Genomic DNA, 25,627 nt, shown 5'->3' on the forward strand with positions numbered 1-25,627 from the left:
CCATCGCCATGATGGACACCCACGAACCATTGATTGGCGGAACCCGAAAGCCGAACACAGAGCCGGGTCGGATGGACTCGAAATCTGGAGTATTTTTCGGCGAACGTCATCCGCTTCGCGTGAAGAAAACGCGTCAAAACAAAATCATGGAGCCCCCGCTTCTGATTCTATCAGAAAGGGAAAGGCTCCATATTCATCGACGGCGGTTTGACTTCTGAACCGAAAATTTCCCCGGCTCTCAGCGAATGCCGTTCGATGCTGTTTGCGCGGGCAGGCTGTCGAGCAACGCTTGCAGCGTGGTCAATGTCGATTGATCGGCTATCCCGTCGACCTTCGCAGGCCGGAAGTGACGCTGAAAGGCTGTGACCACTTCCATCGTCGCGGTATCGAACTTGCCGGTTGCCTTGATGCCGTAGCCGTACCTCGCCAGCGACTGCTGTAGCGCGCGGACATCGTCGCCTTCGCTGCCGGTTTTCAGCGTCTCGCCCGCCACGATTGGCGCGGGCCGGATCCAATGGCCGACGCCTGAATCCGCCAGCGAATGCCACGGGAATTTTTCGCCGGGATCTTTCTTGCGCGCGGGCGCGACGTCGGAATGGCCCACAATGCGATGAGCCGGAATATCCCGCCGGTGAATGATGCCCCGACATAGCGCGATGACGGCGGCGACCTGTCGTAGCGGGAAAGCCGGGTAGCCCCAGTCGTGGCCGCGGTTGACGATTTCGATTCCGATCGAGCAGGAATTGATGTCTTCTTCGCCCGCCCATGAAGCGACGCCGGCGTGCCAGGCCCGCTTTGCCTCCTGAACGCATTGCACAACGCGACCGTCCTCAAGCACCACGTAATGTGCTGACACCTCGGTACCGGACGTACACAGCCGCGCCAGCGCGCCCTCGACGTCGGGCATCCCGGTATAGTGCAGCACGATCATGTCCGGCTGCCGTCCTTTGGCGCGGTCGCCGAAATTCAGGGACGGCACCGTGTCGGAGACGAGGGATGAGTCCGGGACGAAAGTCGGCATTCCAACAATGGCCTTGGGGACCGGGAGAGGGCGTCGACGTTTGATGTCAGTACTGACAGACGCGAGCATGCAACGATCCAAATCAGGCAATAGGAAGCACGTTTCCGTGTTATCGGCGAATCATTAGGATCATTATCCGCTAGGCGTGATTGGGCTTGCAATCGAGGGAATGACCCCTTTTCGCCTTTTTCTGTTAACAGTTTGGGCTTTTCTGTGAAGTGTGTGGGGGCTGCACCACAGCGCTAGGGAAACAACGGTTCAATTCCTGCGTCGTGTCCCGAATCCGAAGTTCGTCATTTTGCAGCACGCTCTTTAGCGAACTTCTGATTCGAAAGGACACGAGCAACTTATGAATCTAGCCCATCAACGCTTTCTTAACGCTAAACGCCGTTACTGAGTGGTGAAGAGCCGAACCGGCATCGGGACGGCCGAGGTCCCAATTGCGTTCGAAATCCCCATGGCAGCCCTTCAAATTCCATGCGGAAGACCGGGTTTGCCGGCTCATCTCCTTGTGGAAGCGCGGTCGGGAGCCGGTCGGGGCGGTTTTGCGGGGGGAAGCCGACCTCAGGATCGGGGCGGGCGGCTGAATTCCGGACGGTCGGGATCGGATGAACCCACGCACAGCGAGAGCGAGGCATCTGCGGATGGAGGCGCGATCATGACGGTGCCGCCGGTTCGTCATGTGCCCGTGCTCGGCCGGGAGGCCGTCGCGATGCTGGCGCCGCGGGCCGGCGGCGTCTACGTCGATGCGACTTTCGGGGCCGGAGGCTATTCACGCGCCATTCTCGCAACCGCTGAGACCCGCGTGATCGGGATCGACCGCGACCCCACCGCCATTGCCGGCGGCTCCGGCCTGGTGGAAGCGTCCGGCGGCAGGTTGACGCTGGTCGAGGACCGCTTCTCGCATCTCGCCGCGGTCTGCGCGGCGCAGGACGCCGCGGCGGTGGATGGCGTCGTCATGGATGTCGGCGTCTCCTCGATGCAGCTCGACGAGGCCGGCCGGGGTTTTTCCTTTCGTCTCGACGGGCCGCTCGACATGCGCATGAGCGGGCACGGGCCGACCGCCGCCGACGTGGTGGCGCGCGCCTCCGAGACCGATCTCGCCGATATCATCTATATCTTCGGCGAGGAGCGCCGCTCGCGCGCCGTCGCCCGCGCGATCGTCATGGCGCGGCGGCACGGGCCGATCGCGACCACGCGGGCGCTGGCGGATATCGTCTCAAGGGTGGTTCGCGCGAAGCCGCACGAGATTCATCCGGCCACGCGGACGTTTCAGGCGCTGCGGATCTTCGTCAACGAGGAGCTGGACGAGCTGATCGCGGCGCTGGCCGCGGCGGAACGCGTGCTGAAGCCAGGCGGCCGGCTTGCCGTGGTGTCCTTTCATTCGCTGGAAGACCGCATCGTCAAGAATTTCCTGGCCTGGCGCGGCAAGACGGGCGGCGGCTCACGCCATCGGCCGGAAGTCGAACGGGCATCGCCCAGTTTTGCCATTCTGACCAAACGTCCGCTGACGCCGGGCGACGACGAAACGCAGGCCAATCCGCGCGCGCGCTCCGCCAGGCTGCGCGCCGCCGAGCGCACCGAGGCGGCCGCGATCGATGACGGCGCCGAGCGCCCAGCCTGGCCATCGCTCGCCAACGTGATGCGCGGAGGCTGATGAGGTGCGGATCATCCATTTCCTCGTCGTCTGCGCGCTGGTCTATGCGGCATCGTATGTCTACCGCATCAAGATGGATTCGACCTCCCGCACCGAGCGTGTGTCGCGGCTTCAGGCTCAGGTGCGCGAGCAGCGCGAGGCGATCGCGGTCCTGCGCGCGGAATGGGCGAGGCTCGATGCGCCGCAGCGTCTGCGAATTCTGGCCGAACGGCATTTGAAACTGAAGCCCATTGAAGCCAGACAGTTCGATTCTCTGAAGAACCTGCCGGAGCGGCCGCCGAGCCTGGTGCCGCCCGGCACCTCCGATCCGATCGGCGCCATGATCGAGATCATCGATCCCGACGTCATCACCGGCTCGCTGCCGTCGCAGGAGGCTCCGCAATGATCGGCCAGAACAGGCTTCCGTCGGCGTTCTGGAGCCAGCGCCTGATCCGCAACCTGCTCTATGGACGCAACGTCGATCGCGCCGCCAAGGCGAGGGTGCGCGTCGGCCTCGTCATCATCCTGTTCGCGCTGATCTATTCGGTGGTCGCGGCGCGCCTTGTCATGTTCGCGGCCTCTCCGGATGACCGGGGAGGGCGCCGGACCGCCTCGCAGGACGCGATCGCCACGGCGCGGCCCGACATCATCGATCGCAACGGCCAGGTTCTCGCGACCGATATCAAGTCGCCGAGCCTGTTCGGTGAGCCGCGCCGTCTCATCGACAGGGACGAGGCGGTCGAATTGCTGACGGCGACGCTGCCGGATCTGGAAACCGCCGAGGTTCGACAGCGACTTGGCACCCGCAAGGGTTTTGTCTGGCTGAAACGCGAAATCACCCCTGCGCAGCAAAAGGAAATTCACAGTCTCGGTATTCCCGGCATCGGCTTCCTGCGCGAGAACAAGCGCGTTTATCCAAGCGGGCGCGAGGTCGCGCACCTGATCGGGCTCGTCAACATCGATAACCAGGGCATCGCCGGAATGGAGAAGTGGCTCGACAGCAACGGGCTCGCCGACCTGCACCGCGCCGGCTTCGCCACCGACCGCCTGCAGAAGCCGGTGGAACTGTCGATCGACCTGCGTGTCGAGCACGCGCTGCGCGACGAGCTTCTGAAAGCCAAGGATCATTATCGGGCCAAGGCCGCCTCGGGCATCGTCTCCAACGTGCGGACCGGCGAGATCGTCGCGATGGTCTCCCTGCCGGACTTCGATCCCAACAATCCGAAGGAGGCGCATGATCCCGATCGTATCAACCGCCTGACCACGGGCGTGTACGAAATGGGATCGACCTTCAAGGCGTTCACGCTGGCGATGGCGCTCGATTCCGGCAAGTACGGCCTGAATTCGATGTGGGATGCGCGTGCTCCGCTGCGCTACGGCCGCTTCGCGATCCACGACGACCACTCGATGGGCCGCTTCATCAGCATGAAGGAAGTGTTCACCTACTCCTCCAACATCGGCGCGGCGCGGATCGCGCTTGCGCAAGGCGTCGAGGCGCACAAGGCGTTCCTGCGAAAGATGGGCCAGATGGATCGCCTGCGCACGGAGTTGCCGGAAAGCGCCTCGCCGATCCTGCCGCGCAAGTGGGGTGAGCTGAACACCGTCACCATCGCTTTCGGGCACGGCATGGCGGTGGCCCCGTTGCAGGCGGTGATGGGGATCGACGCGCTGGTCAATGGCGGCTGGCTGATTCCGCCGACCTTCCTGAAGCGCACCGAGGAGGAGGCGATGGCGGTCGCCAGGCGCGTCATCAAGCAGGAAACCAGCGACAAGATGCGCTTTCTGCTGCGGCTGAACGCCGAGGTGGGGACCGCGAGGAAGGCCGACGTCAAAGGCTACTATGTCGGCGGCAAGACCGGCACTTCCGAAAAGGTCATCAACGGCCGCTACGCGAAAAAACGCGTGCTCAACTCCTTCACCGCGATCCTGCCGGCGGACAATCCCCAATACCAGATCCTGGTCATGCTGGACGAGCCGCAGCCGCTCAAGGAAACCCATGGCTTCATCACCTCCGGCTGGAATGCGGTTCCGACCGGCGGCAAGGTCATCGCGCGCATCGCCCCGCTGCTCGGCGTGCGGCCGAGGTTCGATTTGCCGCCGTCCGAGCGCCTTATTCTTGCGGCATCGAGGGCGACGCAGTAGGGCGAGGTTTGTTTCATTTCAGCGCGCCTCGCGGCAAACGTCGGACTGCGGGCGTCAAAATTGAAGCTACGGGCTGGGAAGATCATGAAACTTCGCGAGCTTTTCGGCGACGACGCCACCATGGACGCGCCGGCCGGCGAGCTCGCCGTCACGGGTCTCGCGGCGGATAGCCGCGCGGTGAAGCCGGGTGATCTCTTCTTCGCGCTTGCCGGCTCGAAAACGGATGGCGCGCGGTTCATCGACGCCGCGATCGCGTCGGGCGCGGTGGCGGTTGCCGGTGACCATGCGTCTGCGCGCGGGCGCGTCCCGTTCATCACGACGCCGAACCCGCGGCGCGCGCTGGCGCTGGCGGCGGCGAAGTTCTATCCGCGCCAGCCCGCAACCATCGCCGCCGTGACCGGGACCAGCGGCAAAACCTCGGTCGCGGCCTTCACCCGGCAGATCTGGCAGCGGCTCGGATATTCGTCCGCGAGTATCGGCACCGTCGGCGTGGTCGCGCCATCGCGCGCGGTCTACGGCTCGGTGACGACGCCCGATCCGATCGAACTGCACCGCGAGCTGGATCAGCTTGCGGGCGAAGGCGTCACGCATCTGGCGCTGGAAGCGTCCTCGCACGGTCTGGATCAATATCGGGTCGACGGCGTGCGCGTGCGCGCCGCCGGCTTCACCAACCTGTCGCGCGATCACATGGATTATCATCCGACCGTTGAGCACTATCTCGCCACCAAGCTGCGGCTGTTCCGCGATCTGGTCGAACCTGACGGCATCGCGGTGATCTGCGCCGATCATGACTGCTCAAACACGGTGATCGAGGCGGCGGGCGCGCGCAACGTGCCGGTGATGCGCGTCGGCCGCCGCGGTGACGGCGCGCGGATGGGCATTCGCCTGGTCGAGGCGGCGATCGAGGGGTTTGCGCAACGGGTCACGCTCGAACACGCCGGGCGCGAGCGTGTCATCCGCCTGCCTATGGTCGGAGAATTCCAGATCGAGAATGCGCTGGTGTCGGCCGGTCTCGTCATCGGCACCGGGGGCGATGTGGATCAGACCTTCGCGGCGCTCGAGCATCTCGAAGGCGCAAGGGGGCGGCTCGAACGGGTCGGCGAGCGCAATGGCGCTCCGGTCTTCGTTGATTACGCCCACAAGCCGGACGCGCTGGCGAAGGCGTTGCAGGCGTTGAGGCCCTATGCCAAGCGCAAGCTCGTCGTGGTGTTCGGAGCAGGCGGTGACCGCGATGCAGGCAAGCGCCCGCTGATGGGCGCGATCGCCGCCGATAACGCGGATGAGGTTATCGTGACCGACGATAATCCGCGCAGTGAGGATCCCGCCGCGATCCGCGCCGCGATTCTTGCCGCCGCACCTAGCGCCCGCGAGATCGGCGATCGCGCCGAGGCGATCGGGACCGCGATCGCGGGATTGCAGCCGGGCGACGCCCTGCTGATCGCGGGCAAGGGCCACGAGACCGGACAGATCGTCGGCGACCGCGTGCTGCCGTTCAGCGACCACGAGACCGCCGCCGCTGCGCTGGCTTCGAGGCAGGCATGAGCGCGCGCCCGTTGTGGACGTTGGACGAAATGGCCGCGGCGATGCGCGCGGAAGGGCGAGGAGTCTTGCCAGCGGCGATCACCGGCATTTCCATCGACAGCCGCACGGTTGCGCCGGGCGAGGCTTATTTCGCGATCAAGGGCGATGTGCATGACGGCCACGCTTTCGTCGATGCCGCGCTGAAAGCGGGCGCGGCGCTTGCGGTGGTCGATGCCGCGCAGCGCGATCAGTTCGCCCTTGAGGCGCCGTTGCTGATCGTCGAGGACGTGCTCGCGGCCTTGCGCGATCTGGCGCGAGCCTCGCGCGCGCGCCTCGCGGCTCCCGTGATCGCGGTGACGGGCTCTGTCGGCAAGACCTCGACCAAGGAGGCGCTGCGCGGCGTCCTTGGCGCGCAGGGCAACACCCACGTTTCAGTGGCGTCGTTCAACAACCACTGGGGCGTGCCGCTGTCGCTGGCGCGCTGCCCGGCGGACGCGTGTTTCGCGGTCTTCGAGATCGGGATGAATCATGCCGGCGAGATCACGCCGCTGGTGAAGCTGGCGCGGCCGCATGTGGCGATCATCACCACGGTCGAGCCCGTGCATCTCGAATTCTTCTCCGGCGTCGAGGCGATCGCCGACGCCAAGGCGGAAATTTTCGAAGGCGTCGAGCCGGGCGGCGCCGTCGTGCTCAACCGTGATAATGCGCAGTTCGCGCGGCTGCGGGAACGCGCCAGGAAACTCGGCATCGCGAAGATCGTCACCTTCGGCGCGGATGAGAAAGCCGATGCGCGTCTGCTCGATGTGGCCTTGCATCCGGCGGGCTCGGCCGTGCACGCTGAAATCCTCGGCCATGAACTGACCTACAAGCTCGGCATGCCCGGCCGTCACATGGCGATGAATTCGCTCGCGGTGCTGGTGGCGGCGCTGCTGGCCGGCGCTGATCTTGCGCTTGCGGGTCTTGCGCTGTCGCAGGCGCAGCCCGCCGCGGGCCGCGGCGTGCGTCGGGCGCTGGCCGTGCCGGGCGGCGAGGCGATCCTGATCGACGAAAGCTATAACGCCAATCCTGCCTCCATGGCGGCGGCGCTGAACGTGCTCGGCGCGGCCGGGGCCGGGGTCGGGACCAGGGGTCGCCGCATCGCGGTGCTGGGCGATATGCTGGAGCTCGGTCCCAGAAGCGCGGACCTGCATCGCGGCTTGACCGAGGCGATCAATGCCAATGACGTCGACATGATATTTTGCTGCGGTCCCCTGATGCGCAATCTGTGGAATGCGCTTTCCTCCGGTAGGCGGGGCGGCTATGCAGAGAACTCGGCCGCGCTCGAATCGCAGGTGACGGCGGCGATCCGTTCCGGTGACGTCATCATGGTCAAGGGTTCGCTGGGCTCGCGGATGAAAGTGATCGTGACCGCGCTCGAGAAGCGATATTCCGGCAGCGCGGCTGAAATTCCGTAGGTTGCGGGGCGCCCCTTTGAATCCGGAGTTCGCTCAAGGGAGGCTTGCGAGAACTGGCGAACTTCGGAGTCGGGATACCCGATGTTTTACTGGTTGATCGATCTTTCCAATACGGTCCCGGGGCTCGGCATCTTCAAGCCGCTTCTGAACGTCTTTCGCTACATCACCTTCCGCACCGGCGGCGCGGTGGTGACGGGCGCGCTGTTCGTGTTCCTGTTCGGGCCCTGGATCATCGACAATCTTCGCCTGCGGCAGGGTAAGGGACAACCGATCCGCGCCGACGGCCCGCAGTCGCATCTCGTCAGCAAGAAGGGCACGCCGACGATGGGCGGCCTGATGATCCTGTCGGGACTTGTCGTGTCGACCGTGCTGTGGGCCAATCCTCTTAATCCCTATGTCTGGATCGTGCTTGCGGTGACGCTCGGTTTCGGTCTCATCGGCTTCTATGACGACTATCTGAAGGTGACCAAGCAGACCCATGCCGGATTTTCCGGACGCACCCGCCTGCTGCTTGAGCTCCTGATCGCGCTGGCCGCGTGCTATGCGCTGACCCGGCTCGGCCGCGAGCCGTTCTCGACCGCGCTGGTGATCCCGTTCTTCAAGGACGTGGCGCTGGATCTCGGCTGGTTCTTTCTCGGCTTTGGCGCCTTCATCATCGTCGGAGCGGGCAACGCGGTGAATCTCACCGACGGCCTCGACGGCCTCGCCATCGTGCCGGTCATGATCGCGGCGGCGAGCTTCGCCATGATCGCCTATCTCGCCGGCAACGCGATGTTCGCCGACTATCTCCAGATCAACTACGTCGCCGGCGCGGGCGAACTGGCGGTGCTGTGCGGCGCGGTACTCGGAGCCGGCCTCGGGTTTCTCTGGTTCAACGCTCCGCCGGCCTCGATCTTCATGGGCGACACCGGTTCGCTCGCGCTCGGCGGCATGCTCGGCTCGATCGCGGTGGCGGTGAAGCATGAAATCGTGCTGGCCGTGATCGGCGGCCTGTTCGTGCTGGAAGCGGTGTCGGTGATCGTGCAGGTGGCGTCGTTCAAGCTCACGGGAAAGCGCATCTTCAAGATGGCGCCGATCCACCACCACTTCGAGCAGCTCGGCTGGACCGAGCCGCAGATCGTGATCAGGTTCTGGATCATTTCGGTGATGCTGGCGCTGGCCGGTCTTTCGACGCTGAAGCTGCGGTGATGAAGACCCCATGATCCCCGTCACATCCTTTTCCGGCAAGACGGTCGCGGTGTTCGGCCTCGGCGGCTCGGGCCTTGCGAGCTGTCACGCCCTGAAGGCGGGCGGCGCCGAGGTGATTGCGGGCGACGACAACACCGACAATCTCGCGAAGGCGGCGCAGGCCGGTTTCATCACCGCGGATCTGCGCAACGTATTGTGGACGAACTTTGCCGCGCTGGTGCTTGCGCCGGGCGTGCCGCTGACGCATCCCTCGCCGCACTGGAGTGTGCTGGCGGCGCGGCAGGCGGGCGTCGAGGTGATCGGCGACATCGAGCTGTTCTGCCGCGAGCGGGCACGTCATGCGTCCGACGCGCCTTTCATCGCCATCACCGGCACTAACGGCAAGTCCACCACGACGGCGCTGGTCGCGCATCTGGTGCGCGAGGCCGGACACGACGTGCAGATGGGCGGCAACATCGGCACCGCGATCCTGTCGCTGGAGCCGCCGCGTAGGGGGCGCGTGCATGTGATCGAGATGTCGTCGTACCAGATCGACCTCGCGCCCTCGCTCGATCCGACCGTCGGCATTCTGCTCAACCTCAGTCCCGATCACCTCGATCGCCACGGCACCATCGAACATTATGCGCGGGTGAAGGAGAGGCTCATCGCCGGCGTGCAGCCGCAGGGCACCGCGGTCGTCGGTGTCGATGATCACTGGTGCGCGGCGATCGCCGACCGTCAGGAGCAGGCCGGATGCAGCGTCGTGCGCGTGTCGGTGAAGCGGCCGCTGGCGCATGGCATCAGCGTCGAACAGGACAGGATCGTTCTCGTGTCCGGCGGCGCGCGCAGCGAAATCGCGGATATCGGCGGCATAGGTTCGCTGCGCGGACGGCACAACGCGCAGAATGCGGCCTGCGCTTCGGCGGCGGCGCTGGTGCTGGGGGTCAGCCGGGACATCCTGCAGCAGGACCTGCGCAGTTTCCCCGGTCTTGCGCATCGCATGGAGCAGGTGGGACGCAAGGCCCATGTGCTGTTCGTCAACGACTCCAAGGGCACCAACGCCGACGCCACCGAGAAGGCGCTGTCGTCCTTCGACGAGATTTTCTGGATCGCGGGCGGCAAGCCGAAAAGCGGCGGCATCGCCTCGCTCGGCGCGTTCTTCCCGCGCATCCGGAAGGCCTACCTGATCGGAGAGGCGGCGCGGGAGTTCGCCGCGACGCTGGACGGCAAGGTGGCCTGCGAGATCAGCGGAACGCTGGAAGCCGCCGTGCCTGCGGCGGCGCGGGACGCGGAAGGAGCAGGCCGTGCCGGGGCGGTGGTGCTGTTGTCGCCGGCCTGCGCTTCATTCGATCAGTTCCGCAATTTTGAAGTTCGCGGCGATCGTTTCCGCGAACTGGTGCAGGCGTTGCCGGGCTTTACGCCTGTGGTGTAGCCCGCGCCGCCGCAACCATTCTCCGGCGGAGCGTGCTTTTGTGAGTCGCGGCAAAGATTTAGCGACAGCCTTAACTCTCCGGTAACCACGATGGGGGACCAATGGGCGACCGCCGCCCGCAGGACCTGTCATGATCTCACGCGAACAACGCACGCCGCTCTCGGAATGGTGGTGGACCGTGGATCGGCTGCTGCTGGCGGCCTTGGTGCTGTTGATGCTCACCGGCGTCGTGCTGTCGCTGGCGGCGAGCCCGTCGGTCGCGACCCGGATCGGGCTTGATCCGTTTCACTTCTTCCATCGTCATGTGATGTTTCTGCTGCCGTCGATTATGGTGATGGTCGGCGTGTCGTTCCTGTCGCCGCGCCAGATCCGCCGCTCCGCGCTGATCGTGTTCGCGCTGAGCATCGTTCTGATCGTGGCGACGCTCGGATTAGGTCCGGAGGTCAAGGGCGCGAAACGCTGGATCACGATCCTCGGCGTCAACATCCAGGCTTCGGAGTCGGCGAAACCCGCCTTCGTCGTGCTGGCGGCATGGCTGTTCTCGGAATCCGCGCGCAAGCCGGAGATGCCCGCCACCTCGATGGCGCTCGCGCTGCTGTTGAGCCTGGTGGCGCTGCTGGTGATGGAGCCGGACTTCGGCCAGACCATGCTGATCCTGACGGTGTGGGGGGCGCTGTTCTTCATTGCCGGGATGCGCATCATCTGGGTGTTCGGACTCGCGGGCACGGCGATGGCCGGTCTGTTCGCGGCCTACATGACGGTGCCGCACGTCGCGGCCCGCATCCGGCGCTTCATGGATCCGGCCTCCGGCGACACCTTCCAGGTCGATACCGCGATGGAGGCTTTCGCCAATGGCGGCTGGTTCGGGCTCGGCCCCGGCGAAGGCGTCGCCAAGCGGAGCCTCCCCGACAGTCACACCGACTTCGTGTTCGCTGTCGGCGCCGAAGAGTTCGGCATCATCATGTGTCTCGGGCTGCTGGCGCTGTTCACCTTCATCGTCATGCGCACGCTGTCGCGCGCCTACGCCTCCGAAGATCTGTTCTCGCGTTTCGCCGCGTCGGGGCTCGCGATCATGTTCGGAATGCAGGCGGCCATCAACATGGCGGTCAACCTGCATCTGATTCCCGCCAAGGGCATGACGCTGCCGTTCATTTCCTATGGCGGCTCGTCGATGATATCGCTCGCTTACGGCGCCGGCTTGATGCTGTCGCTGACGCGCGAGCGGCCGCGCACTGAGATGGAATCGATCGGGGAGAGCGCCGTTGCTCCGCGTTATGCGTAAATTCACGGCAAGCGCGAGCATGGCGGGAAGCATTTCGTTCGGACATCGAAGTCCATGACCGCCGCACCTCTCATCCTCCTTGCCGCGGGCGGCACCGGTGGACACCTGTTTCCCGCCGAGGCGCTCGCCGTCGAGTTGATGAATCGCGGCTTGCGCGTGCGGCTGGTGACGGACTCGCGCGCGCTGCGCTATAGCGGATTGTTCTCGAAAGACATGACCGACGTGGTTCCGAGCGAGACCGTGCGCGGCCGTTCGCCATGGGCGCTGGCGCGCACCGGCCTGATGCTCGCGGCCGGCACGGCCGTCGCGTTCAACCTGATGCGCGTCCTGAAGCCCGCCGCCGTGGTCGGATTCGGCGGCTATCCGACTTTGCCCCCGCTGATCGCGGCGCGCCTCAAGGGCATTCCGACCGTGATCCATGATTCCAACGCGGTGATGGGGCGCGCCAACAGCTTTCTGTCGAAGCGTGTCAGCGCTATCGCCACCTCGCTGCCGGGCGTGCTCGACAAGGAACCATCGCTGATCGGCAAGACCACGACCACCGGCACGCCGATGCGGCCTGCTATTCTCGCCGCCGCCGCCGTGCCGTTCACGGCGCCGGGCTTGGGCGATCCTTTGCGCGTTCTCGTGGTCGGCGGCAGCCAGGGTGCGCGCGTCATGAGCGATATCGTGCCGGGCGCGATCGAAAAACTCGAACCGGCGTTGCGTGGGCGATTGGTTTTGACCCAGCAGGTGCGCGACGAGGACATGGCGCGGGTGCGCGAGATTTATGACCGGCTGGAGATCGAAGCCGAGCTTGCTCCGTTTTTCGCCGACCTTCCGGCGCGGCTGGCGTCGAGTCATATCGTTGTATCCCGCTCCGGCGCGGGTACGGTGGCCGAACTCGGAGCGATCGGCCGCCCCTCCGTTCTGGTGCCGCTGCCGGGCGCGATCGATCAGGATCAGTTCGCCAACGCCGGCGTGCTGGCTGACGCGGGCGGTGCGATCCGCATCGTGCAGCCTGATTTCACTCCTGACCGGCTGGCGGCGGAATTGTCCGCGCTGGCCGACGATCCGGCGCGGCTCGCGGCCATGGCGGCGGCGGCGCGCGCCGTGGGCCGCCTCGACGCCGCCGAGCGGCTGGCGGATCTGGTCATGCGCGTGGCGCGAACCGGGGCCTGATCGCTTGACGAAGATGCGGACAGAAAACCGCTACACACTGTTCCTCATCCCGCTCTATAAGGCCAGGCACGGCTAGCGTCCCGATTCCGAAGTTCGTATACCCTTGCCGCAACCTTTGATGCGAACTTCGGAATCAAAGGGACACTAGCAATTTTATGATTCTAGTGTGGTTTAGGTTCAGAAGTTCGCTTGACGGACTCGATGGGGCAATGAAGCGAACTTCTGAACCACCACACTAGCGGGAATCACTCGGACGAGAGACGGACATGAGACTGCCGCGCGAAATCGGCCCCATCCACTTCGTCGGCATCGGCGGCATCGGCATGAGCGGCATCGCCGAGGTGCTGTGCAACCTCGGCTACACGGTGCAGGGCTCGGACGCTTCCGAGGGCGCTAACGTGGTGCGTCTGCGCGAGAAGGGCGTCAAGGTCACGGTCGGCCACAAGGCCGGGAACGTGAACGGCGCGGACGTGCTGGTCGTTTCAACCGCCATCAAGCGCGACAATCCCGAGCTGATGGCGGCGCGCGCGCAGCGCATTCCGGTGGTGCGCCGCGCGGAAATGCTGGCGGAGCTGATGCGGCTGAAAAGCTGCGTCGCGATCGCCGGTACACACGGCAAGACCACCACCACCTCCATGGTTGCGACGCTGCTCGACGCGGGCGATTTCGATCCCACGGTCATCAACGGCGGAATCATCAACGCCTACGGCACCAACGCGCGGCTGGGGGACGGCGAGTGGATGGTGGTGGAAGCGGACGAGAGCGACGGCACCTTCCTCAAGCTGCCGGCCGATGTCGCCATCGTCACCAACGTCGATGCCGAGCATCTTGACCACTTCAAGACCTTCGACGCCGTGCAGGACGCATTCCGTTCGTTCGTGGAGAACGTGCCGTTCTACGGCTTCGCGGTGATGTGCATCGATCATCCGGTGGTGCAGGCCATGGTCGGCAGGATCGAGGATCGGCGCATCATTACGTATGGGCAGAATCCGCAGGCCGATGTCAGGCTGGTCGATCTCGCGCCGAACGGTGGCGGCTCGCATTTCAAGGTGATGTTCCGCAACCGCAAGACCGACGCCGCGCACGAAATCTCCGATCTGGTGTTGCCGATGCCGGGTCCGCATAACGCGCTCAACGCCACGGCGGCGATCGCGGTGGCGCATGAACTGGGCATTCCCGACGCGACCATCCGCAAGGCGCTCGCGGCCTTCGGCGGCGTCAAGCGCCGCTTCACCAGAACCGGCGAGTGGAACGGCGTCACCGTCATCGACGACTACGGCCATCATCCGGTCGAGATCGCGGCGGTGCTGAAAGCGGCGCGCGAGTCCACCGCGGGCAGGGTCATCGCGGTGGTGCAGCCGCATCGCTATACGCGGCTGCAAGCGCTGTTCGAGGAATTCTGCACCTGCTTCAACGACGCCGACACCGTTGTCGTCGCGGAAGTCTATCCGGCCGGAGAGACGCCGATCGCGGGGATCGATCGCGATCACTTCGTGCTCGGCCTGCGCGCCCACGGCCACCGCGAGGTGGTGCCGCTGCCGGAATCCGCGGCGCTCGCGGGCGTCATCGCGGGTTATGCCAAGCCCGGCGACTATGTCGTGTGCCTCGGCGCCGGCAACATCACGCAATGGGCCTATGCGTTGCCGAATGAATTGAAGGCGTTGGGATGAGTGTTTTTGCTACACTCGTTCCAGAACTGAAATCGCGGATGCCGGACTTGCGCGGGAGGCTGCTGGCAAATGAATCGCTGGCGCCGTTGACCTGGTTTCGCGTCGGTGGTCCGGCGCAGGCGCTGTTCACGCCGGCGGACGAGGATGACCTTGCTTACTTCCTGCGCCATCTGCCGGAGGAAATACCGGTCTGCTGCATCGGCGTCGGCTCCAACCTGATCGTGCGCGATCGCGGGCTGCCGGGCGTGGTAATTCGCCTGCCGCCACGCGGCTTCGGCGAGATATCGATCGATGGCGATGCCGTGCACGCCGGCGCCGCCGCGCTTGACAAGCGTGTCGCGGAGGCGGCCGCGGCCGCCGACATCGGCGGGCTTGAGTTCTATTTCGGCATTCCCGGCACCATCGGCGGCGCGCTGCGGATGAACGCGGGCGCCAACGGCAGCGAGACCAGGGATGTTCTTGTCGAAGCCCGCGCGCTCAGCCGTCGCGGCGAAAAAATGACTTTCGATAATTCCAGCATGGCGTTCGACTATCGCAAGAGCGGAGTCGATTCCTCCGTCATCTTCACCGGCGCCATCTTTCGAGGCCGTATAACCGAGCCGGAGGCGATCCGCGCGCGCATGAACGAGGTGCAGGCTCACCGAGAGACAGTGCAGCCGATCCGCGAAAAGACCGGTGGTTCGACGTTCAAGAATCCGCCGGGCCAGAGTGCGTGGAAACTGATCGACGCCGCCGGGTTGCGCGGCCATCGTGTCGGCGGCGCGCAGGTGTCGGACATGCACTGCAATTTTCTCATCAACACCGGAGAGGCCACCGCGCGCGACATCGAGACCCTGGGGGAGACCGTACGCGAGCGGGTGAAACAGCATTCCGGCATCGAGCTGCAATGGGAAATCAAGAGAATCGGGTTGGAGCATGATCCCGAAAAGTGGAAACCGGTTTTCGGATAAGATCATGCTCAATCAAAAGATAAGGCGAGAGTCTGATTCAATGCAGTTGAATCAGACTCTCGAATAGGACCATGCGCATCACCGTTCTGTTCGGCGGCAGCAACAAGGAGCGTCTCGTTTCAGTCGCGAGCGCGCAGGCGCTGCATCACGCGTTGCCGGAGGCTGATCTGTGGTTCTGGAATCCTCGCGATGAAATCATCGACGTGCGATCCGAAACGCTGCGGGATCATGCGCGGCCGTTCGAGGACGAGTTCGTTCCTGGCGGATCAGGCGCGCCGCTTGAACGGGCGCTGGACAGGGCCAGGGCGGAGGGCCGCGTGCTGGTGCTCGGCCTTCACGGAGGCCGCGCCGAGAACGGTGAACTTCAGGCGATGTGCGAACTTCGCCGCATCCCCTTTACCGGATCCGGCTCGGCGGCCTCGCATCTTGCGTTCGACAAAGTTGCGGCCAAGCGGTTCGTGGCCTTTGCCGGGGTCCCCACGCCGGCGCACATTCCGCTGCAGTCCATCGATCGCGCGCTTGCCGAACAGGGCCGGCTGGTCGCCAAGCCCGCATGCGACGGATCGAGCTATGGCCTGATCTTCGTCGATGCGCCGCAGGATATCGTCACCGTCCGCGAGGCGGCGAAGACCGAAGACTATGTGATCGAACCCTTCGTGTCGGGCGTCGAAGCGACCTGCGGCGTGCTGGAGCGTTCCGACGGCTCGGTCATCGCGCTTCCGCCGGTCGAGATCGTGCCGGCCGAGGGCGCGTTCGACTACGCCGCGAAGTATCTCGCGAAGACGACGCAGGAGATCTGTCCGGGACGTTTCGCGCCGGAGATCGCCAGCCAGATCATGGATCACTCGCTGCGGGCGCATCGCGCCTTGTCCTGTCGCGGCTATTCCCGCACCGACTTCATCGTGACCGGCAAGGGGCCGGTCTATCTGGAGACCAACACCCTGCCGGGCCTGACCGCGGCCTCGCTTTACCCCAAGGCGCTTCATGCGCAGGGGATCGGGTTCGCTGATTTTCTGCGCGACCAGATCGTGCTCGCCGAAAAGGCCGTCCGTCCGAGCCTGTAGCGGTTTTTTGGGCGGCGGGAACCGGTTCGCTCCAGGCGGGAACCTGCCGGAGCCCCTCGGGTTCCATCCGGCGGGCTGATCCGATGACGGCAAGGCATTCTTTTATCGCGCTAAAATGCGGTGTGCCGGCACCGCATTTACCTTTTGTTTACCAGTAGGCCCGAAGGTTAACGCTGGCGGCGCGTGTGGCGTTTGGCTGCCGGGGCGCGAACTGTTGCGGAACTTCCGCTTCCGACCGCATCGAGGGAACAGCGGACCTGCCGGAGGTCGGCGCCTCGCCCGGTATTCGCCGGGACGTTGTGCGCGCTCCAGGAGTATTCGAGGTTCCTGCGTTCAGCGCCGCGGTTGGGGCGGGGCGGGACGAAACGGTGACGAGCGCGCGCGATGAATGGTGGAGGACGCCTCGATCGGTCGTTGAGATTGCCGAGGTACAGGTCTGGCCTGTTGAGGGCGTCTGATCTGCTGAGGCAGGCCATCCTGCTCAGGTGGGCCGCCAGCGGCGCCGCAATCCTGTTGCGCGAACAGATCGACAGGCTGAAGCGCGCACGGGCGGAACGTCTGGATGCGCGCGCCAGAAATCCCAACCGCGCGATCGCCTTTATTGAACGCTACGCTCCGCGCCGGCTTGGCGCGATCATGACCGTCGTCGTGGTCGGCGGCAGCGCCGCGCTCGGCGTGGTGGCGGGCGGCCATGTCGATGAAGCGGTCGCTGTCCTGGACGACACGCGCAATGCGCTTGCCAACGCCGCGGGCTTCCGCATCACGTCCGTCACCATCAATGGCCGCACGCAACTGACGCAGGAGGAGGTGCTGGCCGCGGGCGGCGTCAACGGCCGTTCATCGCTGCTGTTCCTTGATGCCGCCGGTGTGCGCGACAGCCTGAAATGCAATCCGTGGATCGCGGATGCGACGGTGTTGAAGCTTTATCCGGGCGCGCTCCAGATCGACGTCACCGAGCGTCAACCCTTCGCGCTGTGGCAGGAGAACGGCAAGCTTGCGGTGATCGCCGCCGATGGAATGGTGCTCTCGCCTCACGTTTCGCAACGCTTCGCGACACTGCCGCTCGTGGTCGGCAAGGGGGCGGAAACCCGCGCCAGGGATTTCCTCGCGCTGGTGGCGAACTATCCGGTGGTGAACAGCAAACTCAAGGCCGCGATCTTCGTCGGCGAGCGACGCTGGAATCTGCGGCTCAAGGATGGCCTCGACATCAGGCTTCCGGAGAACGATGTCGGCCGCGCGCTTGCCGCGCTCGTGGACTACGACAGGCAGAACAAGCTGCTGTCGCGCGACATCACCGCCATCGACATGCGGTTTCCCGATCGCCTGACCGTGCGGCTCTCGGAAGAGGCCGCGAAGGCGCGCGAAGAGCAGCTTAAGAAGTCCAGCAAAAAGGCCGGCAGCGCATGACCAGCCTCGATCGCAGCCAGACCCCGAAAATGCGTCCCATGCAGCGCAATCGCAGCGCGCTGGTGGCGTCGCTGGACATCGGCACCAGCAAGATCGCCTGCATGATCGCAAGGCTGCGGCCGAGCGCGCCCAACGATGCGCTGCGCGGACGAACCCACGCGGTGGAGTTGATCGGCTACAGCCAGATCCAGTCGCGCGGCATGAAGGCCGGCGCCGTGACCGATCTCGCCCAGTGTGAGCAGGCGGTTCGCCAGGCTGTATCGCTGGCCGAGCAGATGGCGAAGGTTCGGGTCGAATCCGTGCTGTTGCCGGTGTCGGCCGGGCGGTTGCAGGGCCAGTTGATCGAAGCGGCCTCTCACATTCAGGGCGGCGCGGTCACGCCGTCCGATATCAGCCGGGTCACGTCGACCGGCATGCATCACGCCACGGCGCCCGGGCGCACCGTGCTTCATGCGCTGCCCGCCGGCTATTCGCTCGACGGCGTGAAGGGCATCCGCGATCCCCGTGGCATGGTGGCGCGCCGGTTCGGCGTCGACATGAACGTCGTGACCACGGAGGCGACCGTCGCGAAAAATCTGATGCTGGCGGTGGAGCGCTGCCATCTCACCGTCGAAGCCATGGCTGCCAGTCCCTATGTGGCCGGCCTGTCGGTGCTGACCGACGATGAGGTCGATCTCGGCGCCGCGGTCGTGGAGATGGGGGCGGGAACCACCACCATCGCGGTCTATTCCGCGGGACGCTTTATCTATGCGAGCGGTTTTGCCATCGGCGGGCATCACGTCACGATGGATCTTGCCCGCGGATTGGGGGCGTGCATTGCGGATGCCGAGCGAATCAAGACGTTATATGGCACGGTGCTGACGGGTGGCTCGGATGTTCGTGAGCTGATGACGGTTCCCGCGGCCGGAGACAGTGACTGTGACGCGCCTCAGGTGGTGTCACGCGCGACCATCGCCAACATCGTTCGTCAGCGTGTCGAGGAGATTTTTGAGATGGTCAGGGACCGGCTCGCGGATTCCCCATTTGCTGCCGAGCCGCGCGCGCGCGTCGTATTGAGCGGCGGGGCGTCGCAGTTGACCGGCGTTCCCGAACTCGCCTCGCGCGTCCTTGGCCGGCCGGTCCGCATCGGCCGTCCCCTCGGCTTCTGCCGCCTGCCCAACGAGGCCAAGAGCGCCTCGTTCTCCGTTCCCACCGGGCTGCTGGTGTATCCGCAATACGCACATCTGGAACATGTCGAGCCGCGGCGCACGCGGCAGGTTCGCACCGGGACGGACGGCTATTTCGGAAAGGTCGGACGATGGCTCCGGGAGGGCTTCTGATGAACTTTCCGCCGAATTGCAGATTCCCATCAACTCCGCGGTCGACGGCCGCCAGCATAGCGACACCGCGCGTGTAATCGAGAGGCAACCATGACCATCAATCTCAACGTTCCCGATATTCACGAGCTGAAGCCGCGGATCACCGTGTTCGGCGTCGGCGGCGCAGGCGGCAACGCGGTCAACAACATGATCACGGCCGGGCTGGTCGGGGTCGATTTCGTGGTGGCCAACACCGACGCCCAGGCGCTGACCATGTCCAAGGCGCAGCGCATCATCCAGATGGGCACCCAGGTCACCCAGGGTCTCGGCGCGGGCTCGCAGCCCGATGTCGGCGCTGCCGCGGCTGAGGAAGTCATCGACGAAATTCGCGATCACCTCTCGGGCGCGAATATGGTGTTCGTCACGGCCGGAATGGGCGGTGGCACCGGCACCGGCGCCGCGCCCGTCATCGCCAAGGCCGCGCGCGAAATGGGGATTCTGACCGTCGGCGTCGTCACCAAGCCGTTCCACTTCGAGGGTCAACGGCGCATGCGCACCGCCGACTCAGGGATCGGTGAGCTGCACAAGGTGGTCGACACGCTGCTGATCATTCCCAATCAGAACCTGTTCCGGGTCGCGAACGAGAAGACCACCTTCGCCGATGCCTTCGCGATGGCCGATCAGGTGCTTTATTCGGGCGTCGCCTGCATCACCGACCTCATGGTGAAGGAAGGCTTGATCAACCTCGACTTCGCCGACGTCCGCGCCGTGATGCGCGAGATGGGCAAGGCGATGATGGGCACCGGGGAAGCCTCCGGCGAGAAGCGCGCGCTCACCGCAGCCGAAGCGGCGATCGCCAACCCGCTGATCGACGACAGTTCGATGAAGGGCGCCAAGGGGCTGCTGATTTCGATTACAGGCGGCAAGGATCTCACCTTGTTCGAGGTCGACGAAGCCGCCACGCGGATTCGCGAGGAAGTTGATCAGGACGCGAACATCATCGTCGGCGCGACCTTCGACGAAAGCCTCGACGGCATCATCAGGGTGTCGGTGGTCGCGACCGGCATCGACCAGGGCACGATCGCGCGCGCCGCGGCTACCCCGGCAATGAAGACGGGATCCGCGGCGCTCGACCCGCGCGCGGCCGAACTGTCCGCGAAGCTTCGCGAGGATAACAAGCGTGCTTCGGCCAGCCTCGCCCAGAAACCCATCGAGCCCCGTCCCGCCGTTCAGCCGGCCCAGGCCCAGCCCCAGGTTCAAGCTCCAGCTCCGGCTGCTTCAACCCCAACCCAGGCCGCCCCGTCCGCCGCCAATGTCGATCGGGCGGCGCTTGAGGCGATTGCCGCGGCGGTCGCCGAGCCCGCGCCGACACCGCCTGTTGCTCCGGCTCCCGTGCAGCCGGCCTCCTATGGCGACGTCACCGTTCGGCCGATCGCGCAGAAGCCGACGCTGTTCCCGGATCATGACCCTGCGCCGCGCGAGCAGCATGAGCCGCCGGTGCCGGACACCTTCATCCCGCAGCCGGCGGAGCGGGCGCCGCTTCGTGCGCCACGGATGCCGAGGATGGAGGAGCTTCCGATGCCGGCGCAGAATGAGATCCGTCAGGCTCGTGGCGAGGTCGAGGAAGATCATCCGCAGAAGAGCCGGCTGTCACTGTTGCAGCGCCTCGCCAATGTGGGCCTCGGCCGGCGCGATCATGACGCCGAGCCGCCGATCGCGGGTCGCGACGCCGGGCCGGCAATGGCCCAGATGCCGCCATTGCCGGAGCGTCGGCCGCAGCGCAGCGTCGCCGAGCAGATGGGTAGCGATCCGGTATCAGAGTACGCTCGCCGGCCGGCGCCGAAGGGTCTCGACGCTCACGGCCGTCCGGCTCCTGTTGCGCCTGCGCCACAGGGCGACGATCATCTCGATATCCCCGCCTTTCTCCGCCGCCAGGCAAACTGAAAGCCTGTAATAAACTGAAACTGGAAAGGGTTCCGTCCTTGCAGGCCGGAGCCCTTTTTCTTATCATCCGTTATCTTGATTTTATTCTGTATCGCACTGAAAATTCATCAAAAATTAATTTTATCGAGGTCCGCTGTAGGGTCACCGTCCCGCGCCATATTTGGTCATGAGGCGGCGTGATTACGGCGGAGATGGGGTAACAATTGGTAAAGAAGCGTGAGTTGCGCGCTTTGGGACTGCCGGTATGTTTTAGGCGTGACTTTGGGGATCACGAATCGATTCGCAGCCTTTCAGGCGAGAATTCGGTGTTCGGGATAAGTCACTTGGGCCAGGCTTTATGAGATTCAATCGCCAGACGACGCTGCGTTCGCGAGCCACCGTGACGGGTGTCGGCGTTCATTCCGGATTACCGGCCAACCTGACCCTGGGACCTGCGTCGATCGATGCGGGTTTCGTTTTTATCCGCACCTCTCCTGATGGAACCGAGCGCCGGGTGCAGGCGGCGGCGAGATCCGTCACGTCAACCAAACTTGCCACTGTCCTGGGCGATCAGCAAGGTTCTCTTGTCTCCACCGCCGAGCACGTTCTTGCTGCACTGCGTGGCCTTGGCGTCGACAACGCGACCATCGAGATCGACGGACCTGAAGTGCCGATTATGGACGGCAGTTCGGCGGCCTTCGTCGCGGCGATAGATCAGGCAGGGATTGTCGAGCAGTCGGCGGCGCGCCGCTTCATCCAGATTTTGAAACCGGTTCGGGTAACGAAGGGCGAGGCGGTCGGCGAACTGCGGCCTTACAAGCGCGGTTTTCGTATCGAGGTCGAGATCGATTTCGCCAATCCGGTGATCGGTCATCAGGATTATTCCATCGATCTCAATCCCGAGAGTTTTCGGCGTGAGATAAGCCGGGCGAGAACCTTCGGTTGCATGAATGATGTCGAAAGGCTCCGAAGCGCGGGTTATGCGCTGGGTGCGTCATTGGAAAACTCGATGGTGTTCGATAACGAGCGCCTGTTGAATACCGGCGGCCTGCGCTACGCCGATGAGTGCGTACGACACAAGGTTCTCGATGCGATCGGCGATCTGGCGCTCGCCGGGTTGCCGCTGATCGGCGGTTATCGCTCGGCGCGCGGCGGGCACAAGCTCAACCACGCGGTGCTCACGGCGTTGATGGCCGACCGGACCGCATGGCGTGTGGTTGAGGATCAGCCGGTGTCGCGTCCGCGCAGTCAGGGCGAAATGGTCGGCGGGATGGTGGGCGGCATGGCCGCAGCCTATGGTCCCAACGTGTCCTGACCCTGGCCGGATCTCGCACCGTTCAACTCTCGCACTTTTTAAGCCGTTCTGCTGCGTATGCGCGTCGATTCGTGTTCGTGGCTTGATGGCTATAGCGTTTTCACGCGAACCGGTGCCCACTTCGCTCGAAAACGCTATAGCCGCTCTGCCTTAATCCCGGCGAAATACCTGCTTACCCCGTTAGTGGACGGCTGCTTTCGGGCTAAAGGGAGCGCGGTGCAAGGCGCGCATTCCCGTCTGCCCTAGAGCCTTTCCGCTTCTGATAGAATCAGAAGCGGGCTCTATGATTTTGTTTTGTCGCGTTTTCTTCACGCGAACCGGATTTCACTTGGCCGGAAAATGCTCTAAAAACAATGTCTTGAGCTTCGCTTCCGATTCAATCAGAAGTGAAACTGCTCCAGTGCCTGGATCGCCGGATGACGGACCTCGGATTTTCACTCATGTTGGCTAAGCGTATGGTGCCCGGACGCAGCGTTTTCATGGACCGCGCCTCTCTTGGGCGGCTTGGCCGGAAACTGCGGCTTGCCGTCTGTCTTGCACTCGCCGCCGTGACCGTGGCCGCGTGCGGGACCGGACCGCTCCTGGACAAGTTCACGGCGAAGGACGAAGAGACCTTCAGCGACGAACCGGCGGACAAGCTCTATAATGAGGGCTTGTTCCTCATGAATAAACAGAGCGACCTCAAGGCGGCCACGAAGAAGTTCGACGAGGTGGACCGCGAACACCCGTATTCGGAGTGGGCGCGGAAGTCGCTGCTGATGTCAGCCTATGCATCCTATCAGGCCGGCGATTACGACACCTGCATCGGCTCCGCGTCGCGCTACGTGACGCTCCATCCGGGCAGTCCGGACGCCGCCTATGCGCAGTATTTGATTGCGGTTTCGAATTACGATCAGATCGCCGATGTCTCGCGCGATCAGGCTCGTACCGAGAAAGCGATGCGCACGCTGGAAGAGGTGATCCGCAAATATCCGACGTCGGAATATGCCGGTGAAGCCAAGAAGAAGCTTCAGGGCGCGCGCGATCAGCTCGCCGGCAAGGAAATGGCGGTCGGCCGCTACTACATGGAACGGCGTGACTATACGGGTGCGATCAACCGCTTCAAGACGGTGGTGACGCGCTTCCAGACCACGCGGCATGTCGAGGAGGCGCTGGCGCGGCTGACCGAGGCCTATATGGCGATTGGAATCGTTGCCGAGGCGCAGACCGCCGCGGCCGTGCTTGGCCATAATTTTCCGGACAGCCACTGGTACAAGGACGCCTACGGTCTCGTGACCTCCGGGGGAAGCCAGCCCAGCGAGAACAAGGGCTCGTGGATCAGTAAGGCGTTCAGGAAAGTGGGTCTCGGCTAGAGCATGTTCCCGATTTTCGGATAAGATCATGCCCGGTCACAAGGACAAGGCTGGTGTCCGGTTCAACGGAGTTGGGTCAGGCTCCGGTCTCTGCGCTACGCTTTTCCGCATTTCTCAACGGTCTTTGGCAGGAACCGGCCTCCCATGCTTGCGCGCCTTTCGATCCGCGACATCGTCCTGATCGAGCGGCTCGATATCGAGTTCGCCTCCGGTCTTGCGGTGCTGACCGGCGAGACCGGCGCGGGAAAATCCATTCTGCTTGATGCCTTCGCGCTGGCGCTCGGTGGCCGCGGCGATGCGGGATTGGTCCGCCACGGTGCGGAGCAGGGGCAGGTCACGGCTACGTTCGATGTTCCCAGGAACCATCCAGCCTGCGCCATGCTTGCCGCCAATGACATCGAGAACTCTATTTCAGAAGATTCGGGCGAGATGATTCTGCGGCGTGTCCAGCTTGCCGATGGCCGCACCCGGGCCTTCATCAATGATCAGGCGATCAGCGTGCAGACCTTGAGGGCGGTCGGCGCGACGCTGGTTGAGATTCACGGCCAGCACGACGAGCGGGCGCTGGTCGATGCATCGACCCACCGCCGGCTGCTCGATGCCTTTGCCGGATTGGACACTGAAGTCTCCGCGCTGGAAGTGTTGTGGGAAGCTCGCCGCCGCGCCCGCGCGGCGCTTGAAGATCATCGCGCCGGTGTGGAGCGCGCCGCGCGGGAGGCCGACTATCTGCGTCATGCCTCCGGGGAGCTGACACAACTCGCGCCGGAGGACGGCGAGGAAACCGCGCTTGCCGAACGCCGCGCCACGATGATGGCGGGCGAGAAGATCGCGACCGATCTGCGCGAGGCGCAAGACGTCGTCAGCGGTCATGGTTCGCCGGTGAGCGTCTTGTCGGCAGCGGTGCGGCGGCTCGAACGGCGTGCCGCGAGTTCGCCGCAACTGGTCGAGCCCGCGGTCAGGGCGATCGACGCCGCCATCAACGCGCTGGAGGAAGCCGACCAGCATCTCGCGGCAGCGCTCGTCGCCGCCGATTTCGATCCGGCCGAGCTGGAGCGCATTGAGGTGCGGCTGTTCGCGCTGCGCGCGGCATCGCGAAAATATGCGACGCCGGTCGATGGTCTCGCCGCGCTTGCCAAAAAATACGCGGCGCAGGTCGCGCTGATTGATGCCGGCGCGGATCGACTGATTGTTCTGGAGAGAGAGGCGGCCGACGCCGACAAACGCTATGCAGCGGCGGCTATGAAAATCTCTGCCGCGCGCACCAGGGCTGCCGACAAGCTCGACAAGACGGTCAACGTCGAGCTTGCGCCGTTGAAGCTTGAGCGCGCCAGATTTTCGACGCACATCGATTCTGATCCGTCGGCGCCGGGACCGCAAGGCTTCGACCGCGTCGAATTCTGGGTGCAGACCAATCCCGGCACCCGGCCCGGGCCGCTGATGAAGGTTGCTTCGGGAGGCGAGCTGTCGCGCTTCCTGCTGGCGCTGAAGGTGGTGCTTTCCGATAAAGGCTCAGCGCCGACGCTGGTGTTCGACGAGATCGACACCGGAGTCGGCGGCGCGGTGGCCGACGCCATCGGCGCGCGGCTGTCGCGCCTGGCCTGCAAGGTGCAGGTGATGGCCGTGACGCACGCGCCGCAGGTCGCGGTGCGAGCCGATCAACATTTGCTCATCTCGAAAGATGCGCTGGATCGTGGCAAGCGCGTCGCCACGCGGGTTGCGACGCTGGCGGAGGATCACCGCCGCGAGGAGATCGCGCGGATGCTCGCCGGAGCGGAGATCACCGCGGAGGCTCGCGCCGCCGCGGACCGGCTGCTGAAAGCGGCGGGATAGTC

General features: G+C 64.7%; 19 protein-coding genes. 18 read left to right on the forward strand and 1 reads right to left on the reverse strand.

Going from position 1 to position 25,627, the window contains the following annotated elements; all coding sequences use genetic code 11:
• Positions 1-238 precede the first annotated feature (238 nt).
• A complete protein-coding gene (locus ACMYR2_RS06660) occupies positions 239-1,090 on the reverse strand; it encodes an N-acetylmuramoyl-L-alanine amidase (protein WP_347264976.1) in 852 nt (283 codons plus the stop codon).
• A 589-nt stretch (positions 1,091-1,679) separates the two neighbouring features.
• Here ACMYR2_RS06660 and rsmH point away from each other — a divergent pair.
• The 18 genes from rsmH to recN all read left to right on the forward strand — a co-directional run bounded on the left by rsmH (position 1,680) and on the right by recN (position 25,625).
• Entirely contained in the window at positions 1,680-2,678 is a 999-nt protein-coding gene (gene rsmH, locus ACMYR2_RS06665) for a 16S rRNA (cytosine(1402)-N(4))-methyltransferase RsmH (protein ID WP_416193895.1), read from the forward strand.
• 4 nt (positions 2,679-2,682) lie between these two features.
• The gene (gene ftsL / locus ACMYR2_RS06670; RefSeq protein WP_011314340.1) at positions 2,683-3,063 is read left to right on the forward strand and encodes a cell division protein FtsL; all 381 of its coding nucleotides are present in this window, start codon (positions 2,683-2,685) and stop codon (positions 3,061-3,063) included.
• Positions 3,060-4,799, forward strand: coding sequence for a penicillin-binding protein 2 (locus tag ACMYR2_RS06675; RefSeq protein WP_347264807.1), 1,740 nt, complete (start codon positions 3,060-3,062; stop codon positions 4,797-4,799). Before ftsL ends, ACMYR2_RS06675 begins: the two co-directional genes overlap by 4 nt.
• 84 nt (positions 4,800-4,883) lie before the next feature.
• Positions 4,884-6,341, forward strand: a complete 1,458-nt coding sequence (locus ACMYR2_RS06680; RefSeq protein ID WP_347264806.1) for a UDP-N-acetylmuramoyl-L-alanyl-D-glutamate--2,6-diaminopimelate ligase — start codon at positions 4,884-4,886, stop codon at positions 6,339-6,341.
• On the forward strand, positions 6,338-7,774 hold the full coding sequence (locus ACMYR2_RS06685; protein ID WP_347264805.1) for a UDP-N-acetylmuramoylalanyl-D-glutamyl-2,6-diaminopimelate--D-alanyl-D-alanine ligase: 1,437 nt from the start codon (positions 6,338-6,340) through the stop codon (positions 7,772-7,774). Before ACMYR2_RS06680 ends, ACMYR2_RS06685 begins: the two co-directional genes overlap by 4 nt.
• A gap of 81 nt (positions 7,775-7,855) precedes the next feature.
• Entirely contained in the window at positions 7,856-8,962 is a 1,107-nt protein-coding gene (gene mraY / locus ACMYR2_RS06690; protein WP_347264804.1) for a phospho-N-acetylmuramoyl-pentapeptide-transferase, read from the forward strand.
• A 10-nt stretch (positions 8,963-8,972) separates the two neighbouring features.
• On the forward strand, positions 8,973-10,373 hold the full coding sequence (murD, locus tag ACMYR2_RS06695; protein WP_347264803.1) for a UDP-N-acetylmuramoyl-L-alanine--D-glutamate ligase: 1,401 nt from the start codon (positions 8,973-8,975) through the stop codon (positions 10,371-10,373).
• Between the two features lie 130 nt (positions 10,374-10,503).
• Complete coding sequence (gene ftsW / locus ACMYR2_RS06700) at positions 10,504-11,655, forward strand: putative lipid II flippase FtsW (protein ID WP_416193896.1); 1,152 nt, start codon at positions 10,504-10,506, stop codon at positions 11,653-11,655.
• A gap of 54 nt (positions 11,656-11,709) precedes the next feature.
• Positions 11,710-12,816: a UDP-N-acetylglucosamine--N-acetylmuramyl-(pentapeptide) pyrophosphoryl-undecaprenol N-acetylglucosamine transferase gene (locus ACMYR2_RS06705; protein ID WP_347264801.1), complete on the forward strand. Its 1,107-nt coding sequence runs from the start codon at positions 11,710-11,712 to the stop codon at positions 12,814-12,816.
• Between the two features lie 266 nt (positions 12,817-13,082).
• Positions 13,083-14,486: a UDP-N-acetylmuramate--L-alanine ligase gene (gene murC, locus ACMYR2_RS06710; RefSeq protein WP_416193897.1), complete on the forward strand. Its 1,404-nt coding sequence runs from the start codon at positions 13,083-13,085 to the stop codon at positions 14,484-14,486.
• Positions 14,483-15,436 (forward strand): UDP-N-acetylmuramate dehydrogenase, encoded by a 954-nt coding sequence (gene murB / locus ACMYR2_RS06715; RefSeq protein ID WP_347265290.1) that lies wholly within the window; start codon positions 14,483-14,485, stop codon positions 15,434-15,436. The genes murC and murB overlap by 4 nt, the downstream gene beginning before the upstream one ends.
• Positions 15,437-15,507: 71 nt before the next feature.
• On the forward strand, positions 15,508-16,500 hold the full coding sequence (locus ACMYR2_RS06720) for a D-alanine--D-alanine ligase (protein WP_347265291.1): 993 nt from the start codon (positions 15,508-15,510) through the stop codon (positions 16,498-16,500).
• Positions 16,501-16,884: 384 nt separating this feature from the next.
• A complete protein-coding gene (locus tag ACMYR2_RS06725) occupies positions 16,885-17,907 on the forward strand; it encodes a cell division protein FtsQ/DivIB (RefSeq protein ID WP_347265292.1) in 1,023 nt (340 codons plus the stop codon).
• Positions 17,904-19,226, forward strand: a complete 1,323-nt coding sequence (gene ftsA, locus ACMYR2_RS06730) for a cell division protein FtsA (RefSeq protein WP_416193898.1) — start codon at positions 17,904-17,906, stop codon at positions 19,224-19,226. The genes ACMYR2_RS06725 and ftsA overlap by 4 nt, the downstream gene beginning before the upstream one ends.
• Positions 19,227-19,316: 90 nt before the next feature.
• Complete coding sequence (ftsZ, locus tag ACMYR2_RS06735; RefSeq protein WP_416193899.1) at positions 19,317-21,149, forward strand: cell division protein FtsZ; 1,833 nt, start codon at positions 19,317-19,319, stop codon at positions 21,147-21,149.
• A gap of 337 nt (positions 21,150-21,486) precedes the next feature.
• Positions 21,487-22,443, forward strand: coding sequence for a UDP-3-O-acyl-N-acetylglucosamine deacetylase (lpxC, locus tag ACMYR2_RS06740; protein WP_347264842.1), 957 nt, complete (start codon positions 21,487-21,489; stop codon positions 22,441-22,443).
• A 455-nt stretch (positions 22,444-22,898) separates the two neighbouring features.
• Positions 22,899-23,795, forward strand: a complete 897-nt coding sequence (locus tag ACMYR2_RS06745) for an outer membrane protein assembly factor BamD (protein WP_347264844.1) — start codon at positions 22,899-22,901, stop codon at positions 23,793-23,795.
• Positions 23,796-23,939: 144 nt separating this feature from the next.
• Positions 23,940-25,625 (forward strand): DNA repair protein RecN, encoded by a 1,686-nt coding sequence (gene recN, locus ACMYR2_RS06750; RefSeq protein WP_416193900.1) that lies wholly within the window; start codon positions 23,940-23,942, stop codon positions 25,623-25,625.
• Positions 25,626-25,627: the final 2 nt, after the last annotated feature.

The sequence above is a fragment of the Nitrobacter sp. TKz-YC01 genome (genome assembly GCF_047824785.1).
In the GTDB taxonomy this organism is placed as follows: Bacteria; Pseudomonadota; Alphaproteobacteria; order Rhizobiales; family Xanthobacteraceae; genus Nitrobacter.

Coding starts and splice junctions, on each gene's coding strand:
- ACMYR2_RS06680 (WP_347264806.1), top strand. CDS start 4,884: ATGAAACTTCGCGAGCTTTTCGGCGACGACGCCACCATGGACGCGCCG.
- ACMYR2_RS06745 (WP_347264844.1), top strand. CDS start 22,899: ATGGTGCCCGGACGCAGCGTTTTCATGGACCGCGCCTCTCTTGGGCGG.
- ACMYR2_RS06685 (WP_347264805.1), top strand. CDS start 6,338: ATGAGCGCGCGCCCGTTGTGGACGTTGGACGAAATGGCCGCGGCGATG.
- mraY (WP_347264804.1), top strand. CDS start 7,856: ATGTTTTACTGGTTGATCGATCTTTCCAATACGGTCCCGGGGCTCGGC.
- recN (WP_416193900.1), top strand. CDS start 23,940: ATGCTTGCGCGCCTTTCGATCCGCGACATCGTCCTGATCGAGCGGCTC.
- ACMYR2_RS06720 (WP_347265291.1), top strand. CDS start 15,508: ATGCGCATCACCGTTCTGTTCGGCGGCAGCAACAAGGAGCGTCTCGTT.
- ACMYR2_RS06675 (WP_347264807.1), top strand. CDS start 3,060: ATGATCGGCCAGAACAGGCTTCCGTCGGCGTTCTGGAGCCAGCGCCTG.
- rsmH (WP_416193895.1), top strand. CDS start 1,680: ATGACGGTGCCGCCGGTTCGTCATGTGCCCGTGCTCGGCCGGGAGGCC.
- lpxC (WP_347264842.1), top strand. CDS start 21,487: ATGAGATTCAATCGCCAGACGACGCTGCGTTCGCGAGCCACCGTGACG.
- ACMYR2_RS06660 (WP_347264976.1), bottom strand. CDS start 1,090: ATGCTCGCGTCTGTCAGTACTGACATCAAACGTCGACGCCCTCTCCCG.
- ACMYR2_RS06705 (WP_347264801.1), top strand. CDS start 11,710: ATGACCGCCGCACCTCTCATCCTCCTTGCCGCGGGCGGCACCGGTGGA.
- murD (WP_347264803.1), top strand. CDS start 8,973: ATGATCCCCGTCACATCCTTTTCCGGCAAGACGGTCGCGGTGTTCGGC.
- ftsA (WP_416193898.1), top strand. CDS start 17,904: ATGACCAGCCTCGATCGCAGCCAGACCCCGAAAATGCGTCCCATGCAG.
- ACMYR2_RS06725 (WP_347265292.1), top strand. CDS start 16,885: ATGAATGGTGGAGGACGCCTCGATCGGTCGTTGAGATTGCCGAGGTAC.
- ftsW (WP_416193896.1), top strand. CDS start 10,504: ATGATCTCACGCGAACAACGCACGCCGCTCTCGGAATGGTGGTGGACC.
- murB (WP_347265290.1), top strand. CDS start 14,483: ATGAGTGTTTTTGCTACACTCGTTCCAGAACTGAAATCGCGGATGCCG.
- murC (WP_416193897.1), top strand. CDS start 13,083: ATGAGACTGCCGCGCGAAATCGGCCCCATCCACTTCGTCGGCATCGGC.
- ftsZ (WP_416193899.1), top strand. CDS start 19,317: ATGACCATCAATCTCAACGTTCCCGATATTCACGAGCTGAAGCCGCGG.